The following is a 16,361-nucleotide window of genomic DNA, read 5'->3' as shown; positions in this document are numbered from 1 at the left end:
ACTGTCTAGCGTTATTTAGTCATCATACAGTACAGCTTAAGGCGGTCGATATTTGCAGTAAATAACAATAACTATCAAACTTTTACAATTTTTAGAAAACTTTATGATAGTGGTTGTTGTCTATGTATTATCCGTTGCAGTCAACAAAAGGTAAAAAATATGAGATTAGTGAAAAACATAGCGTTTGCATTGGCTGGTAGTGTAGCGGTTGCCGCGACAAGTTACGCAGGTCAAGCAGAAGTAAACTGGGTTGATCCACAGAGCTACACTGATATACGTTCTGGTGATGAATCTCGTAAGCGTTTTGAAGAGCGAGTCTTTAAAGAGTTGGAGCAACACATCAGTGAGTTAGCAGCCAAGCTACCGGCTGAACAAACCTTAAAAATGGACGTGGTAAACCTCGATTTAGCGGGTGAAATTCGCTATATGGTTGGCCCTAATAACGATAGTATCCGTGTCATCGAAGATTTATATTTCCCAAAAATGCGTTTTAACTATAGCCTGCTAGATAAAGACGGCAAGGTGCTGGCGCAAGGCAAAGAAAACATCAAAGATATGGGCTTTTTCAACAGCACTCATCAGCGCTTAAATCGCGAGTCCTTTACTTATGAAAAAGCGATGATCAGTGATTGGTTTGAAGAAACCTTTGATGTGAAGTAATCAGGGTAATTCTCAGGAGCTGGATTTACCAACAGTAACATTTATATAAAACAGGCCTATATCTTTACAGATCAGGCCTGTTTTTTTGAAGCTAAGTTTGAGCAAACTTGGTACTCAGCCAACGTTCTTGGCGACCATGTTAGTGCTGGTAATGGCCTTCAAGCTTGGCGAGTAAATCATATAACAATTCAATTTTCTTCACCATAGACGCGAGCAGCTGATTGTCTTTATTTTGTTGCCATACCAATAGCTCGTCCGCTAATTCTTGAATGTAAGGCTGAAAGGTGTCTGCTTTTACTTTGAAAGCCGTTTGCTCAGGAAATAAGGCGCTGAACTTGGCTTTGTTGTTACTGCGCAACTCTTGTAAAGCGCTATCGGCAACCAAAGAACGCTTTAATAGCTGTGAGATATTATCAATTAAGTGTTGTTCGACACTTGCAGTCATATGTGTATTACCTTGCTACGGTTGGTGGTTAAAGGTTAAAAGGGGTTTTACTGGCTTCTTGAGCGAGTTCTTGTACCATTTTAGGCATCAAAAAGCCCGGCAATGTGGCTAACATTTGTTGGCCAATATGTTTTGCCCGCTCATGGCTCACATGAAAGTGGCTTGCGCCTTTCACGGGGTCAAGTAAGTGCAAATAATAAGGCATTATACCTGCTGCAAATAATTTTTCAGAGAGTTCACATAAGATATTGGCATCATCATTGACTGCTGCCAATAATACGCTCTGATTAAGTACGGTGATATTGGCTTGCTTCATGCGTTGCACACCCTTGGTGAGGTTATCGCATATTTCATTAGGGTGGTTTATATGCAACACCATAATAGTTTGCAAACGACTGTTGCTCAGCATATCAATTAAAGCCTCATTGATGCGACTTGGAATAACCACTGGCAAACGAGTGTGAATGCGTAATCGTTTTACGTGCTTTATAGCGCTAACTTGCTCAATCAGCCATTGTAAGTGATTATCTTTCGCCATAAGCGGATCTCCACCTGAGAATATAACCTCGTTAATTTCTGGGTGGGTGGCAATGTAATCTAATGCGTTTTGCCAGCGTTGTTTGTTGGGACTGTTGTCTTGGTATGGGAAGTGTCGTCGAAAGCAATAGCGACAGTTTACGGCGCAGCCTGGTTTTACAATCATCAGCACGCGGCTTTTGTATTTATGCAGTAACCCTTCTGCAGCGGTGTCGTGCTCACCGACAGGATCAGTGATAAAACCGTCTTGGTCGATAAATTCGTCGCTTAATGGCATCACTTGACGCAATAGTGGATCGTTAACATCACCTGAGCTCATTTTGCCAATGAAAGGCTTTGGTACCCTAACCGGAAATAACTTGCGCGCCTTAAAATGGGCACAATAGTGCTTGTCGTCTATATTTAGCATAGCCAACAGCTCTTTTGGGTCTGTGATCACATTTGCTAACTCTTTTTCCCAAAAGCTATGCAAATCTTCTCCGATTCGGGTTATTATTTGCGACATTAACAATCTCAAATGCCAATACATGTTTCTTGGTGGCAGATTTTAATCGATTAAAGAACACAAAGATATAAGAGAACACTATGGGAAATTATAGTACGAACGAATTTAAAGCCGGCTTGAAACTAATGATCGACGGCGAGCCGTGTAATATTTTAGAGAATGAAATCGTTAAGCCAGGTAAAGGCCAAGCGTTTAACCGAGTGAAGATTCGTAAGCTAATTTCTGGCAAAGTGCTAGAAAAAACTTTCAAATCAGGTGAAAGCGTTGAAGGTGCAGACGTAATGGAAACTGATTTAGCTTACCTTTATAACGACGGTGAGTTCTGGCACTTCATGAACAATGACACCTTTGAACAAATCGCTGCTGATGAAAAAGCGGTAGGTGATTCTGTTAAATGGTTAAAAGACGGTGACATGTGTACCATTACTCTATGGAATGGCTCACCGATTACGGTTACACCACCAAACTTTGTTGAGCTAGAAATCGTTGAAACCGATCCTGGCCTAAAAGGTGACACGGCAGGTACTGGTGGTAAGCCAGCAACACTATCTACAGGTGCGGTAGTTCGTGTGCCTTTATTCGTACAAATTGGCGAAATCGTTAAAGTAGATACTCGTAGTGGTGAGTACGTGTCTCGTGCTGGTAAGTAATAAAAAGTAAGTTATCACTTACTTTTGTTGGTATTTTAAAGGTTAGCCTTACGGTTAACCTTTTTTATTTACAAACATTTATACGACACAAATTTAGTTTAATAGGATTTATTTCTAATTAGGGCGCAGTATGCAAAATTGGCAACCGAACGCAAGCATCGAGAGTTTACGCGAAAGGGCAAATATCTTAGCCACTATTCGTCGCTTTTTCGCTGAGCGAAATGTGATGGAAGTTGACACGCCGTTATTATCGTCAGCAACCGTCACCGATATTCATTTACAATCGTTTGCAACCACATTAGAAGCAGATCAAACAGCAAACAATCAAAACCTTGAGTTGTTTTTACAAACGTCGCCTGAGTTTGCCATGAAGCGCTTATTAGCCGCTGGTAGCGGTTGTATTTATCAAATGGGCAAAGCCTTTCGTCATGAGCTGGCAGGGCGTCACCATAACCCTGAATTTACCATGCTTGAATGGTATCGAGTTGGGTATGACGATAAGCAGCTAATGGCGGAAATGGACCAGCTTTTACAAGCCGTGTTGGCTTGTGAACCGGCGCAGATGATGAGCTATCAGCAAGCATTTAAACGTTATGTCGGAATTGATCCGCTTACAGCCCAAATAGAGCAATTAAAAGCAAAGTTATTGTCATTAGGTTGTGGCGACGATTGGTTACAACAAGAAAACAATATCGATACATTATTACAGTTTATGTTTGCAGAATATGTGGAAACAAGTATTGGTAAACAACGACCGTGTTTTATCTACCATTTTCCGGCATCACAAGCAGCGCTGGCTAAAATCGACAACGATGACCCGCGTGTCGCTCGCCGCTTCGAAGTCTATTTTAAAGGCATTGAACTTGCCAACGGCTTTGATGAATTACAAGATGCCTCAGAGCAGCGCAAGCGCTTCGTTGACGACAATAAGGTGCGTGTTTCAATGGGCTTACCAAGCAAGCCAATCGATGAAAACTTACTTGCGGCATTACAACATGGCTTGCCACAATGTGCCGGGGTTGCTCTGGGCGTTGATCGCTTAATTATGTTGGCGCTGAATAAGCCGCATTTGTCTGATGTACTCAGCTTTGATGTTAACAGAGCTTAACAAAAAATACCTGTTATACTAAAGGAAGTGTGATATTATCACTATCTGTTGTTTTTTCTCGCTTAAAGCTAAGCTTTGGGCTTTTTTTAAATAAGGTTAAGCATGTTAGACAGACTGGGTATTACCGCTACCTCTTTATGTGCATTACATTGCATATTATTACCCATACTTTTGCCATTACTGTCATTATTTGGTCTCGAGGCGTGGGCGTCGCATGAGGCTGAGCATGTATTTTTATTTGCGACCTTAATCCTAGGATCTTTTGCCTTATTTTCAGGCTTTAAGCGTTATCACCGTAAAATTTATCCGTTTTATTTGCTATTCCTTGGTGGCTTTATTTACTGGCATAAACACAGTGTCGATGAAAGCGTGCAACCGCTGATGATCATCGTTGGTGCTAGCTTATTAGTGGCGGCACACGTAATAAATCTCAGGTTATGTAATAGCTGTCGCACCTGTAGCGAGCACGAGTGTGGCTCAGAAGAAACAGTCAGTTAAACGCATCTGAAAAAAGGAAGCTTAGCTTCCTTTTTTATTTCACATTAAATCCCGCATACAACGTTAAATTAAGCGATACTCACCGTTTACACTAAGGGCTTAGTGTAGCTCTTTTAACTTACGTGTTAGTGTATTGCGACCCCAGCCAAGTTTCTTCGCCGCTTCTTGTTTATGGCCGTGGGTAAAATGTAGCGCTCTGTCTAAGCAAATACGTTCAAATTCAGGCATCGCATAAGACAGAATATCGTTGTCGCCATTGGCGAGCTTTGTATCTATCCACTGCGATAACAACTCTTGCCATTCGCCAGATTGCTCAGCGCCTTGTTTCGAACTGGTCGAGTGGGTAATTTCGCTAGGCATGTCACTGACTAATATTTCCTGACCACTGGCCATGACCGTTAAATAGCGACAGGTGTTTTCTAATTGTCGGACATTACCAGGCCAATCACATCGCTTTAAAAATTCAATAGCTTCTTTGGATATAGACTTGCACTCCACCCCCAACTCTTCAGCGGCATGAGCAAGAAAGTGTTTCGCTAATTGGCCGATATCTTCACGGCGCTCTTTGAGGCTTGGCAATTGAATTCGAATCACGTTCAAACGATGAAACAAATCTTCTCGGAACTCGCCTTTGGCGACTCTGTTTTCTAAGTTTTGGTGGGTAGCTGCAATAATACGTACATCGACTTTAATGGGGTTGTGACCACCAACCCGATAAAACTGACCGTCGGCCAATACCCGTAGTAAACGGGTTTGTACATCAATCGGCATGTCACCAATTTCATCTAAGAATAGCGTCCCACCATGTGCTTGTTCAAATCTACCTTGGCGCACAGAATTTGCTCCTGTAAAGGCACCTTTTTCATGACCGAACAGCTCAGATTCAATCAAATCTTTAGGGATTGCGGCCATATTTAACGGGATAAAAGGCGCATTCTTACGTGGACTGTGTGAATGCAAGGCATTGGCAACTAACTCTTTACCGGTGCCTGACTCGCCATTTATTAACACGCTAATGCTTGAGCGTGATAAGCGACCGATGGCGCGAAACACTTCTTGCATCGCTGGTGCTTCACCAATGATGCCAACACTTGAGGTCTTATTTTGACGACTGCTTTGTCGCGCTCGCTGTTCCTGCGCATGGGTTAGTGCTCGTTTGGTTAAACTCAGCGCTTCATCAATATCGAAAGGCTTGGGTAAGTATTCAAATGCACCACCTTGATAAGCATTTACTGCGCTATCTAAATCGGAGTGAGCGGTCATGATGATAACGGGTAGCTCAGGAAATTTGTCATTAATGATCGACAGTAAGGTCATGCCGTCCATACCCGGCATGCGAATATCAGAAATAATTACTTGCGGCTGACTGACATCAAGCGCCGCGAGTATGTCGTCAGCATTGCTAAAGGAAGCACAGCTGATATTTGCGCTTTTGAATGCGCGTTCAAGGACCCAGCGAATTGAGCTATCGTCATCGACAATCCAGACGTGTTCAGCATTCATGTTACGATCTCTTAGGTAAAGGTAAAATTATGGAAAATTCGGTGCGACCTGGGTAGCTATGACAAACAAGTTTGCCATGGTGCTGGTGCACTAATGTTTGGGCGATAGAAAGACCTAGGCCGGTGCCATTGTCGCGACCTGAGACCATAGGGTAGAACAAGGTATCTTGTAATTCGGCAGGGATACCAGGACCATTGTCAATAATGGATAATTTTACGGCGAGCTTAACTTTTTTGCCGTTAATGGTCTGATTGGTGGCAATGCGCGTTTTAATGGTGATTTGGCCATGTTTATCAAGCACGGCAATGGCATTACCAACGATGTTTAATAAGGTTTGCTGTAATTTCTCAGTATCGAGCATGATATTGGGGATCGACGGATCATAATCACGCACAAAAGCGATCTCCTTGGGGTTATCTAAGCTCACCAGCTGATAAACCTTTTCTGCGACTTCATGAATATTATGTAGCGCTAAGTCGGGCAGTTGATTGGGACCAAGCAGACGATCAACTAGGTTGGTTAACCTATCGGCTTGCTCAATGATCATATCGGTGAATTCACGTTGCTCCGTGTCTATTTCACGTGATAGCAATTGCGCAGCGCCCCGTAAGCCACCAAGCGGGTTTTTTATTTCGTGGGCTAAACCGCGAATCAGATCTCGAGCCGCCTCCCATTGCTGTGCTTGGAAAACTTCAGATGAAATTTCCTTTTGCTTATCAATACGACGGCACTCTAATAAGATGTGCTCTTGGCTATGAAACAATGCTACCGAACCGTTGATTTCGAGGCTAACATGATGCCCCTCGATGAACTCTAATTGCACGTCTGAATCGGTAAAATCCTGGCCACTACGCAGTACTTGATGCAATCGCTCAGCCGTTAAGGTGCTATGGGTAAATACTGAGAGAAAATCTTGTTGATAAAGACGGTTGAGGCTTTTACTTAATAACGCTTCTGCCGCGGGATTTAAATACTGAACTTGTAAATGCTCGTTAAGGACGACGACTGCCGTGACCATTTGCCCAATCAATTGGGTGGCATATTGCTGTCTAATTTCTTTCAGGCTACTGTTGCTAAACAAGGGGAACTCCAAGCGCACCAATGTGGTGCATCGATTTATCCAGTGTAATAAATCGCCGCTTTAATTGCACCTAAATGGAGATGAAATGATTAATTTACTCTAGTCCGATGCAAATAAATGGTCTTTTCTTTGGATGATGCAATAACCTTGCCTTGATTGTCTAACAGCTCTAATTTTATTTTGTGCTCACCTCTATCGATATCGCGCAAAATAAATACCGAGCGAGTCTGTGGCTCACCATAGACTTCGCCATTGAATACTAAGCGCACGGTTAAGCCTCGCTTAAATACCGGCGCAACCTGACCGGAGATGTAAACAGAGCCTGAATTATCACGAATGGTTGCGTGATCTTCTGGCTGGGCAATCTCAACTTCGTACTCTTCTGTTGTCAGCCGAGGGGTAATATCAAGAATTGATGTATCAATCGATGAGATGATGGTTTGTTGATCTTTAACTTCGATTTCTTCAGCGCCTGGTTTTGGTGAGTCAGAGAATACTAGCTCTCCACTTTCATTACGCCATACGTATACTTTAGTGGCTGTTGCTAACATCGGCGCTAGCATTGATAAAACGAGAATGATGAGTACTGCACACCGAACCATGTACGTTAGTCCTTCGTTGTTAAGCATTTGCTTATATTTATTATTATGGCATAACATAACGCGAAAATTTTCAGCGCTATCAGCTAATTTACCGAACAAATCGCCTTTGATCTAGTATTTGTTTAACATTGTTGTAACAAAGGGTTTTTCATGCCAGCTAACGATTTAATTGGACCATTCGATGATTCGCTTTTGGTGAGTTTAACTTGAGGCGAAAAAAAACCCGCATCACTGCGGGTTTTTAGATCACTTACAAGCGATTATACGCTGTAGTACATTTCGAACTCAACTGGGTGAGTTGTCATGTTTAGGCGCTCAACTTCGTCACGCTTAAGGGCGATGTATGCGTCGATCATGTCGTCATCCATAACACCACCAGCTGTTAAGAACTCACGATCGCTGTCAAGAGCAGTTAATGCTTCTTCTAGAGATGCAGCAACTTGTGGGATCGCAGCTGCTTCTTCAGCTGGTAGATCGTATAAGTCTTTATCCATTGCATCGCCAGGGTGGATCTTGTTCTTGATACCGTCAAGGCCAGCCATAAGCATTGCTGAGAATGCTAAGTATGGGTTAGCTGTTGGATCAGGGAAGCGAACTTCGATACGACGTGCTTTTGGTGAAGGTACTACCGGAATACGGATTGACGCTGAACGGTTACGTGCAGAGTAAGCAAGCATTACTGGCGCCTCGAAACCTGGAACTAGACGCTTGTATGAGTTAGTAGAAGCGTTAGTGAAAGCGTTTAGTGCTTTAGCGTGCTTGATGATACCGCCGATGTAGTAAAGCGCAGTTTCAGAAAGACCACCGTATTGGTCACCTGAGAATAAGTTAACACCGTCTTTCGCTAGAGATTGGTGAACGTGCATACCAGTACCGTTATCACCAACTAATGGCTTAGGCATGAAAGTAGCTGTTTTGCCGTATGCGTGTGCAACGTTGTGTACAACATACTTGTAGATTTGTACTTCGTCAGCTTTGTTAACCATAGTGTTGAAACGACAAGCGATTTCGTTTTGGCCAGCAGTTGCTACTTCGTGGTGATGAGCTTCAACAACTAAGCCCATTTCTTCCATTACTAAACACATAGCTGAACGTAGATCTTGTGAAGAGTCTACTGGTGCAACTGGGAAGTAACCGCCTTTTACGCGTGGACGGTGACCGTGGTTACCTTCTTCGTAGTGTGTTGCACTGTTCCAGTGTGCTTCTTTGTCGTCAATGCTGTACATAGCACCAGACATATCCGCTTTGAATTTCACGTCGTCAAAGATGAAGAATTCTGGCTCTGGACCAATTAGTACAGTGTCTGCAATACCTGTTGAACGCATGTACTCTTCAGCACGCTTAGCTACTGAACGTGGGTCACGGCTGTAACCTTGCATTGTTGCAGGCTCAAGAATGTCACAACGAATGTTAAGAGTTGTTTCTTCAGTAAACGGGTCTAGAACAGCAGTTGACGCGTCAGGCATAAGAACCATGTCTGATTCGTTGATACCTTTCCAACCTGCGATAGATGAACCATCGAACATTTTACCATCTTCGAAGAAATCTTCGTCGATTTGGTGGTGAGGTAACGATACGTGCTGCTCTTTACCTTTTGAGTCAGTAAAACGCAGGTCAACGAATTTAACGTCATTTTCTTTAATTAGATCTAAAACTGCTTGTGACATGAAAGTCTCCGTATATATTGCAGGTTGATTATTAAAATTATTTGTCGATATTCGACTGATGCCAAGTTGTAAGCGATAACCGTGCCAACTTTATAATCTCTTAATTATAAAGGGATTTATGTAATTCGGCCTGGCGGAAATCTGCTTTTTGGATCTTCGTGGTGCGCATTTGCACTGTTGTGGTGCATGGTTTGTTTGTGGGCGCTCATTACCTTATTACGAAAGAAGATCCTTGCTGATCCATTGCTGTACGGAGAATAACAACCGACTACACACTTGTCACACATTTACGTCATTTTGATTACTTTTAGTTACAATTTGTCGTTGCTTGTTGTGACAGTAGTCATTTTGATAACGATGCTTATGGCTCGATAAAATGGCTCTAGCATGCCCAGGCATAAAGAATATAAAAATGTGAGCCATATGACTCACATTAGGAAAGAAAGTAAGTGGATCAGATGGGGCTTTATTCAGCTGGTGGCAAAATGACAGAGTCAATAACGTGAATCACGCCATTGCTTGTCTTAATGTCGGTCTTGATCACATTGGCTTCATTTATCTGCACGCCAGTGTCGGATACCGTAACGGCAATATCGCCACCTTGCACAGAAGTTGCTGAGCTGAGCGAAACAACGTCGGCCGCCATAACTTCACCAGCGACGACGTGATAAGTCAGAATTGCAGCAAGTTTGTCTTTGTTTTCTGGCTTTAAAAGATCTTCCAATGTGCCTGCAGGCAACTTAGCAAAAGCCTCATTGGTTGCTGCAAATACAGTAAAAGGACCATCTCCCTTTAATGTATCTACCAAGTCCGCAGCTTGAACGGCAGCAACGAGAGTTGAGAAAGTATCATTAGAAGCTGCTGTGTCAACAATGTCTTTTTTTCCGTAGCCGCCTCCTGCAAAAACCGATGCTGAATACAACAAAATTACAGCTACAAAAATTTTGGCTAGACTGATTCTGGTTACGTTCATTATGTTTTCCCATATTTGTTGTGGTAAGTAGTACGAGCACTCATTACCGCATGACATGTGCCCGCTGTTCTATTTGACGTTGAAAAATACGCATGACTTAAGTGAATAGTTCAAAAAGCATTCAAATTAGTTGGCCTTGTAGTTGTCTACAAGCCATACAGCAAAAAATAAAGGCGGTGAGTTATCTGAGAAATATTGCGGTTTATTTGTCGGAATTAGTTTATAATACGCGCGATCAAATTTTTATACTCAATTTAACAGCCTTGGTGCAAGGCTGAGAAGGGCTAGAAACGTGTTAGATAAATTACGTAACATCGCTATCATTGCGCATGTTGACCACGGTAAAACAACTCTTGTAGATAAATTATTGCAGCAGTCAGGAACGCTTGACTCACGCGCTGATGTTGATGAGCGTGTGATGGATTCAAACGATATCGAAAAAGAGCGTGGTATTACCATTTTGGCAAAAAATACTGCGATTAACTGGAACGACTACCGTGTAAACATCGTTGACACCCCTGGTCACGCCGACTTTGGTGGTGAAGTAGAGCGTGTTATGTCGATGGTAGACTCTGTGTTGTTGATTGTTGACGCGCAAGAAGGTCCAATGCCGCAAACGCGTTTCGTTACGCAAAAAGCATTTGCACAAGGCTTAAAGCCGATTGTTGTTATCAACAAAATCGACAAGCCAGGTGCACGTCCTGATTGGGTTATGGATCAAGTATTCGACTTATTCGATAACCTTGGTGCAACTGATGAACAGTTAGACTTTAAAGTGGTTTACGCGTCAGCTATCAACGGTTGGGCTTCTCTTGAAGAAGGCGAAACTGGCACTGACATGACGGCATTATTCCAAACCATCATCGACGAAGTACCGTGTCCAGATGCTGACGTAGATGGTCCTTTCCAGATGCAAATCTCTCAGCTTGATTACAACTCGTACGTTGGTGTTATCGGTTTAGGCCGTGTTACCCGTGGTACAGTTAAGCCAGGTCAGCAAGTTACTGTGCAAACAGCTAACGGTAAAATACACAACGGCAAGGTTGGCTTAGTATACGGTTACTTAGGTCTTGATCGTTACGAAGTTGCATCAGCACAAGCGGGTGATATTATCGCGATTACTGGTTTAGGCGATTTAAAAATCTCTGACACCATCTGTTGTCCAAGCGAAGTTGAGCCACTACCACCATTATCAGTAGATGAGCCAACGGTTACCATGACGTTCCAAGTAAATACCTCTCCGTTTGCGGGTCAAGAAGGTAAATACGTTACTTCACGTAACATCCTAGAGCGTTTGGAAAAAGAATTGGTTCACAACGTAGCATTGCGTGTTGAAGAAACCGATGATCCAGATAAATTCCGTGTATCAGGTCGTGGTGAATTACACTTAGGTATCCTTATCGAGAACATGCGTCGTGAAGGTTACGAGTTAGCGGTTTCACGTCCAGAAGTAATCATGCGCGAAGTTGATGGTCAAATCGAAGAACCGTATGAAACAGTGACGATTGATGTTGAAGAAGAGCATCAAGGTTCGATCATGGAGAAAATGGGTCTCCGTAAAGCCGAATTAACCGATATGGCACCTGACGGCAAAGGTCGTATTCGCATGGACTTTATTATGCCAAGCCGTGGTTTAATTGGTTTCCAAACTGAATTTATGACGCTAACGTCTGGTTCTGGTTTGATTTACCACACGTTCTTACAGTACGGTCCGCACAAAGGTGGTGAAATCGGTCAACGCCTAAACGGTGTATTGATTTCTAACGCACAAGGTAAAGCATTAACCAACGCGTTATTTAACTTACAAGATCGCGGTCGTCTAATGATTGGTCACGGTGTTGAAGTATACGAAGGTATGGTTGTAGGTATTCACAGCCGTGATAACGACCTAACCGTTAACGTGTTAAAAGGTAAGCAATTAACTAACGTACGTGCTGCCGGTACTGATGATGCACAGGTACTTACGCCGCCAATTAAGATGACCCTTGAGCAAGCGCTTGAGTTTATCGATGACGACGAGTTAGTAGAAGTAACGCCAGAGAACATCCGTATTCGTAAGAAGTTCTTAAAAGAGTCGGATCGTAAGCGTGAATCTCGCAATAAAAAATAATCGACCGATTATTTAACCAGATTAAAATGCCAGCATTAAGCTGGCATTTTTGTTGTTAGCCATTTGAACATGACGTTGTAGCTGGCGTCGCGGTGGGCTTTTTGTGTTTTGTTTCATCGAATAAATAATAAAAAAGCGACCATATATGGTCGCTTTTTCAATTAATGCCTTTAGTTGGCGCTTAGCAATTAAGCAGTGAAGTTTGCGTTTGCAAATTCCCAGTTAGCTAGTGTCCAGAACGCTTCCATGTAGCTAGGACGAAGGTTACGGTAATCAATGTAGTATGCGTGTTCCCACAGGTCTACAGTGATTAGTGGCTTAACACCTTCTTCAGTTAGAGGCGTAGCAGCGTTAGAGGTGTTAACGATGTCTAACGTGCCGTCAGCTTTTTTCACTAACCAAGTCCAGCTTGAACCGAAGTTGTTTACAGCCATGTCGTTGAACTTAGCTTTGAACTCGTCAAAAGAACCGTACTGAGCGTTGATAGCGTCAGCTAATTCACCAACAGGAGCACCAGTACCGTTTGGTGTTAGTGAGTTCCAGTAGAAGGTGTGGTTCCAGATTTGTGCAGCGTTGTTGAATACACCGCCTTCAGAGTTTTTAACGATTTCTTCTAAAGATGCGTCAGCAAAATCAGTGCCTTCAATTAAACCGTTTAATTTTACAACGTAAGTGTTGTGATGCTTGCCGTAGTGAAACTCTAGAGTTTCTTGAGAAATATGCGGCGCAAGTGCGTCCATTGCATAAGGTAATGCAGGTAATGAAATTGCCATAGTTGTCTCCAAAGAAATTTTATTAAAATGTTCAGCGTTTATAGGCTTGATTCTGCTTGGTATTTTAACGTGAATGGCACGATTTACCAGCGCAGCTTTATAACCTTTCGTTGTTTGATAGTCACTCGCAACGAATCTTTTTACTATCTGCATAGCTCTATGGGGGTGACTCGGTATTAATACAAGAGCGATTTTACTATTGTTGCAAAAAATTGATTAATTATCGCGCCAAGTGTAAGGTTGTTGCGTTGCTGGTTGTTTCAATAACTAGCTGATAAGCATATAAATTCATTTTTGGGGGATGTGTGATGAGCACAATGGATATTATTAACTTTTTATTTCGCTGGGCGCACGTGTTGTTCGGTATCGCTTGGATAGGTTTATTGTATTACTTTAACTTTGTTCAAGGTGGCTACTTTAAAAAGGCCAGCGCTGAAGCACTGGCTGACGCGAAAAAGCATTTAGCGCCAGAAGCATTATGGTGGTTCCGTTGGGCGGCGATGTTCACCTTTATCACCGGTGTATTGTTATTAGTTGGCGTTACTAAGCTTAACGTGATGAATAACTACATTGTTGTTGGTGCGTTATTGGGGACCTTAATGTTTTTGAATGTTTGGTTAATTATTTGGCCAAACCAAAAAGTGGCTTTAGGTATGGTTGATGGTGATGCCGCTAAAGCTGGCGCAAAGGCATTGTTGGCATCAAGAACCAACGTGTTATTTTCTGCACCAATGGCATTTTTCATGTTGGCAGGCCCGCATTTTGCTGGTTACGGTAAAGGTTGGGGCTCTGACGCGATGTGGATTTGTGTCGGCTTAATCGTACTGTTAGAAATCAATGCTATCGTGGGTAAACAAGGCCCAATGACAACAGTACGCGGTGTTATCCATTGCTCGTTATTGTTAACAGCGGTATTGGTTGGTTTACTGCTTGCGTTGTAGTGATAAAACCATAGGATAACGACAAAAAAGGTTGAGAGTGCTCAACCTTTTTTATTGTTTCTGAATAAGCTAAGTTGCGGTTTATGGTGCGCCTTTAAAGCGGGCTGCATCAATAATCGACCATGCATGAAAGATCAGGCCGATAATGGCGAAAATCCAAGTGAAATAAAGCACGCCCGTAATAACAAAAAATAGCAATGCGGCGATAATACGCCCTTGTACTAATTGACCTAAGCCTGGTATGAAAAAGCTACAAATAGCTGCTAATACATTGCCACCTGAACCTTGTCCAGCCATATAAATCCCCCAATAAATCCTGATTTGTAAATCAGAGTTAGTTATACATTTCAATTAAATCTAGTATAGTTGATGCAAAGTTAATGTATATAAATACTGTTCGATGAAATTGTCACAAATTGTGAACCATTATAAGCCTTTACGTGTTGGTGTCGACTTTGTTCAGCACTTTGCGTCCCGTTGTCGGCAAGACCAAATTCAAGTGTCCGCTGGCTACTTGTCGTATGTTACCTTAATGTCATTAGTACCTTTGGTTATGGTGGTTTTTTCTATTATTACCGCCTTTCCGGTATTCGCTGAATTTAAGCAGGATATTGAGAACTTCATTTTCACAAACTTTGTGCCAGCGGCTTCAGAGTCTATTCAAGAGAACTTAAATGGTTTTGTGAATAATGCATCGCAAATGTCGGCAACAGCCATCTTGGCGTTAATGTTATTATCAATGTTACTTATTTCGTCTATAGATAAAGCGTTGAATCGAATTTGGCGGGTCTATAAGCCACGTAAAACCATTACATCATTTGCGATTTATTGGATGATTTTAACCTTAGGACCTGTGTTGGTGGGTATTTCTATTGCCGCGACCAGTTATATGGTGTCCTTGGTTTCTTTTGGTGGCCAAGAGGTTAACAACTTTTTACTTAAAGCTTTGCCGTTTTTCGCATCATGGATGGGCTTTGTAGTGCTTTATTTGTTTGTTCCCAATACAGATATAAAGTTAAAGCACGCCTTTGTTGGCAGTCTCGCAGGTGCCGCATTGTTTGAGCTGGCGAAGAAAATATTTTCAGCCTACATTACCCATTTACCGTCTTATGAAGCCATTTACGGTGCGTTGGCAGCCATTCCTATCTTATTTGTTTGGGTGTATGTGTCTTGGTTGGTGGTGTTTGTTGGCGCTGAATTTACTGTGTGCTTAGATGAGTTTGATGTTAGCGACCCTGTTGCCAAAGAAAACGAGCCAAGATAAGGCTATCAACACCATACGGCAAATAGGCTAGACTTAGTAACAACCGCCTGTTGTGAATAATCCAAGGAATGCCAGTGCGATCACTGTATCCAAAAATTAATATAAACCGAAAGGATTTCATCGAACGTGATGGTCATCGGATTTACGTGGAACAAAGTGGTGCAGAAGGTGGTATTCCCGTAGTGTACTTGCATGGTGGACCGGGTGGTGCCTCAAGTGAGGATCATCGTCGCTATTTTAATCCACTTAAATACCGCATTATTGTCTTTGATCAACGCGGCTGTGGCAAATCAACACCTCATGCTGCTACAGATGACAATACCACCGCGCACTTGATAGAAGATATGGAAGAGATCCGTGAGTTACTCGCTATTGAACGATGGCTTGTTGCCGGTGGGTCTTGGGGAACAACACTTGCGTTGGCGTATGGCCAACAATATCCGCAGCGGGTAACGGGTTTTATCTTACGTGGTATTTTTCTTGGTACAGACGATGAAGTCGATTGGCTTTACGGTCACGATGGCGCGGCCGGTTTTTTTCCGGAATATTATCGAGATTTTTGTCAGCCAATCAGCGGCTACCAAGCGGCAAACATTGTCAGCCAGTATCATGCCTTGCTTACATCAAGCAATGAATTAACGCGAGTTGCTGCGGCTAAAGCGTGGACCCTTTGGGAAAACCGCATTTCTGCTTTGCATTTAGATAATACTACCAACGAAAATGTGGATGATAATCATGGTGCAATTGCCATGGCCAGTATTGAAAACCATTACTTTGTGAATCACTGCTTTTTAGAGCCTAATCAGTTATTAGCTAACATGGCAAAAATATCTCATTTACCAGCGTATATCATCCATGGCCGTTATGATATGGTGTGTCAATTAAAGCAAGCTTATAAGCTTAGTGACGCATGGTCTAATGCGCGTCTTGAAGTTATCCCCAAAGCTGGTCATAGTGGCTTTGAAGAAGGAACGATTGACGCCATTATCCAAGCATCTGATGCAATGGCTTTGTTTCTTGAAAATAAAAAATAATTATATAACT

17 protein-coding genes are annotated in these 16,361 nt (G+C 42.5%); 8 read left to right on the top strand and 9 right to left on the bottom strand.

Features of this window, described 5'->3' with window-relative positions:
* Positions 1 to 159 precede the first annotated feature (159 nt).
* Positions 160 to 660: a DUF3016 domain-containing protein gene (locus tag ACAX20_RS13270; RefSeq protein ID WP_371186935.1), complete on the top strand. Its 501-nt coding sequence runs from the start codon at positions 160 to 162 to the stop codon at positions 658 to 660.
* 139 nt (positions 661 to 799) lie between these two features.
* Here the strand turns inward: ACAX20_RS13270 and ACAX20_RS13265 are convergent, their stop codons facing one another.
* Complete coding sequence (locus tag ACAX20_RS13265; RefSeq protein WP_371186934.1) at positions 800 to 1,105, bottom strand: hypothetical protein; 306 nt, start codon at positions 1,103 to 1,105, stop codon at positions 800 to 802.
* A gap of 28 nt (positions 1,106 to 1,133) precedes the next feature.
* On the bottom strand, positions 1,134 to 2,147 hold the full coding sequence (epmB, locus tag ACAX20_RS13260) for an EF-P beta-lysylation protein EpmB (RefSeq protein ID WP_371186932.1): 1,014 nt from the start codon (positions 2,145 to 2,147) through the stop codon (positions 1,134 to 1,136).
* An 80-nt stretch (positions 2,148 to 2,227) separates the two neighbouring features.
* On the opposite strand from epmB, the gene efp reads away from it, so the two are divergent.
* The 3 genes from efp (at position 2,228) to ACAX20_RS13245 (ending at position 4,403) form a co-directional block, all read left to right on the top strand.
* On the top strand, positions 2,228 to 2,797 hold the full coding sequence (gene efp, locus ACAX20_RS13255) for an elongation factor P (protein WP_371186930.1): 570 nt from the start codon (positions 2,228 to 2,230) through the stop codon (positions 2,795 to 2,797).
* A 130-nt stretch (positions 2,798 to 2,927) separates the two neighbouring features.
* Positions 2,928 to 3,905, top strand: a complete 978-nt coding sequence (gene epmA / locus ACAX20_RS13250; RefSeq protein WP_371186928.1) for an elongation factor P--(R)-beta-lysine ligase — start codon at positions 2,928 to 2,930, stop codon at positions 3,903 to 3,905.
* Between the two features lie 102 nt (positions 3,906 to 4,007).
* Positions 4,008 to 4,403 (top strand): MerC domain-containing protein, encoded by a 396-nt coding sequence (locus ACAX20_RS13245; RefSeq protein WP_371186926.1) that lies wholly within the window; start codon positions 4,008 to 4,010, stop codon positions 4,401 to 4,403.
* 99 nt (positions 4,404 to 4,502) lie between these two features.
* On the opposite strand, the gene glnG is transcribed toward ACAX20_RS13245, so the two are convergent.
* From glnG to ACAX20_RS13220, 5 genes are all read right to left on the bottom strand, one after another.
* On the bottom strand, positions 4,503 to 5,906 hold the full coding sequence (gene glnG, locus ACAX20_RS13240; protein WP_371186924.1) for a nitrogen regulation protein NR(I): 1,404 nt from the start codon (positions 5,904 to 5,906) through the stop codon (positions 4,503 to 4,505).
* 1 nt (position 5,907) lies between these two features.
* Entirely contained in the window at positions 5,908 to 6,987 is a 1,080-nt protein-coding gene (gene glnL, locus ACAX20_RS13235) for a nitrogen regulation protein NR(II) (protein ID WP_371186922.1), read from the bottom strand.
* Positions 6,988 to 7,076: 89 nt separating this feature from the next.
* Positions 7,077 to 7,616: a DUF4124 domain-containing protein gene (locus ACAX20_RS13230; RefSeq protein WP_371186920.1), complete on the bottom strand. Its 540-nt coding sequence runs from the start codon at positions 7,614 to 7,616 to the stop codon at positions 7,077 to 7,079.
* A 233-nt stretch (positions 7,617 to 7,849) separates the two neighbouring features.
* A complete protein-coding gene (glnA, locus tag ACAX20_RS13225; protein ID WP_371186918.1) occupies positions 7,850 to 9,256 on the bottom strand; it encodes a glutamate--ammonia ligase in 1,407 nt (468 codons plus the stop codon).
* 466 nt (positions 9,257 to 9,722) lie between these two features.
* Positions 9,723 to 10,229 (bottom strand): fasciclin domain-containing protein, encoded by a 507-nt coding sequence (locus ACAX20_RS13220; protein WP_371186916.1) that lies wholly within the window; start codon positions 10,227 to 10,229, stop codon positions 9,723 to 9,725.
* A 292-nt stretch (positions 10,230 to 10,521) separates the two neighbouring features.
* Between ACAX20_RS13220 and typA the strand changes: the two genes are divergently transcribed.
* A complete protein-coding gene (gene typA / locus ACAX20_RS13215) occupies positions 10,522 to 12,339 on the top strand; it encodes a translational GTPase TypA (protein WP_371186914.1) in 1,818 nt (605 codons plus the stop codon).
* A 188-nt stretch (positions 12,340 to 12,527) separates the two neighbouring features.
* Here the strand turns inward: typA and ACAX20_RS13210 are convergent, their stop codons facing one another.
* Positions 12,528 to 13,112, bottom strand: coding sequence for a Fe-Mn family superoxide dismutase (locus tag ACAX20_RS13210; RefSeq protein ID WP_371186912.1), 585 nt, complete (start codon positions 13,110 to 13,112; stop codon positions 12,528 to 12,530).
* A 308-nt stretch (positions 13,113 to 13,420) separates the two neighbouring features.
* On the opposite strand from ACAX20_RS13210, the gene ACAX20_RS13205 reads away from it, so the two are divergent.
* Positions 13,421 to 14,053, top strand: a complete 633-nt coding sequence (locus tag ACAX20_RS13205; protein ID WP_371186911.1) for a urate hydroxylase PuuD — start codon at positions 13,421 to 13,423, stop codon at positions 14,051 to 14,053.
* Between the two features lie 81 nt (positions 14,054 to 14,134).
* Here the strand turns inward: ACAX20_RS13205 and ACAX20_RS13200 are convergent, their stop codons facing one another.
* A complete protein-coding gene (locus ACAX20_RS13200) occupies positions 14,135 to 14,350 on the bottom strand; it encodes a hypothetical protein (protein WP_371186909.1) in 216 nt (71 codons plus the stop codon).
* 103 nt (positions 14,351 to 14,453) lie between these two features.
* Here ACAX20_RS13200 and ACAX20_RS13195 point away from each other — a divergent pair, with 103 nt between their 5' ends.
* Both ACAX20_RS13195 and pip read left to right on the top strand, forming a co-directional pair.
* Positions 14,454 to 15,317, top strand: coding sequence for a virulence factor BrkB family protein (locus ACAX20_RS13195; RefSeq protein ID WP_371186908.1), 864 nt, complete (start codon positions 14,454 to 14,456; stop codon positions 15,315 to 15,317).
* Between the two features lie 74 nt (positions 15,318 to 15,391).
* Positions 15,392 to 16,351, top strand: coding sequence for a prolyl aminopeptidase (gene pip / locus ACAX20_RS13190; RefSeq protein ID WP_371186906.1), 960 nt, complete (start codon positions 15,392 to 15,394; stop codon positions 16,349 to 16,351).
* The last annotated feature ends 10 nt before the right edge of the window (positions 16,352 to 16,361 follow it).

The sequence above is a fragment of the Thalassotalea sp. Sam97 genome, assembly GCF_041379765.1.
GTDB lineage: Bacteria > Pseudomonadota > Gammaproteobacteria > Enterobacterales > Alteromonadaceae > Thalassotalea_A > Thalassotalea_A maritima.
The sequence above is the reverse complement of the archived record's forward strand: the minus strand, read 5'-3'. Positions and strand labels throughout refer to the sequence as shown.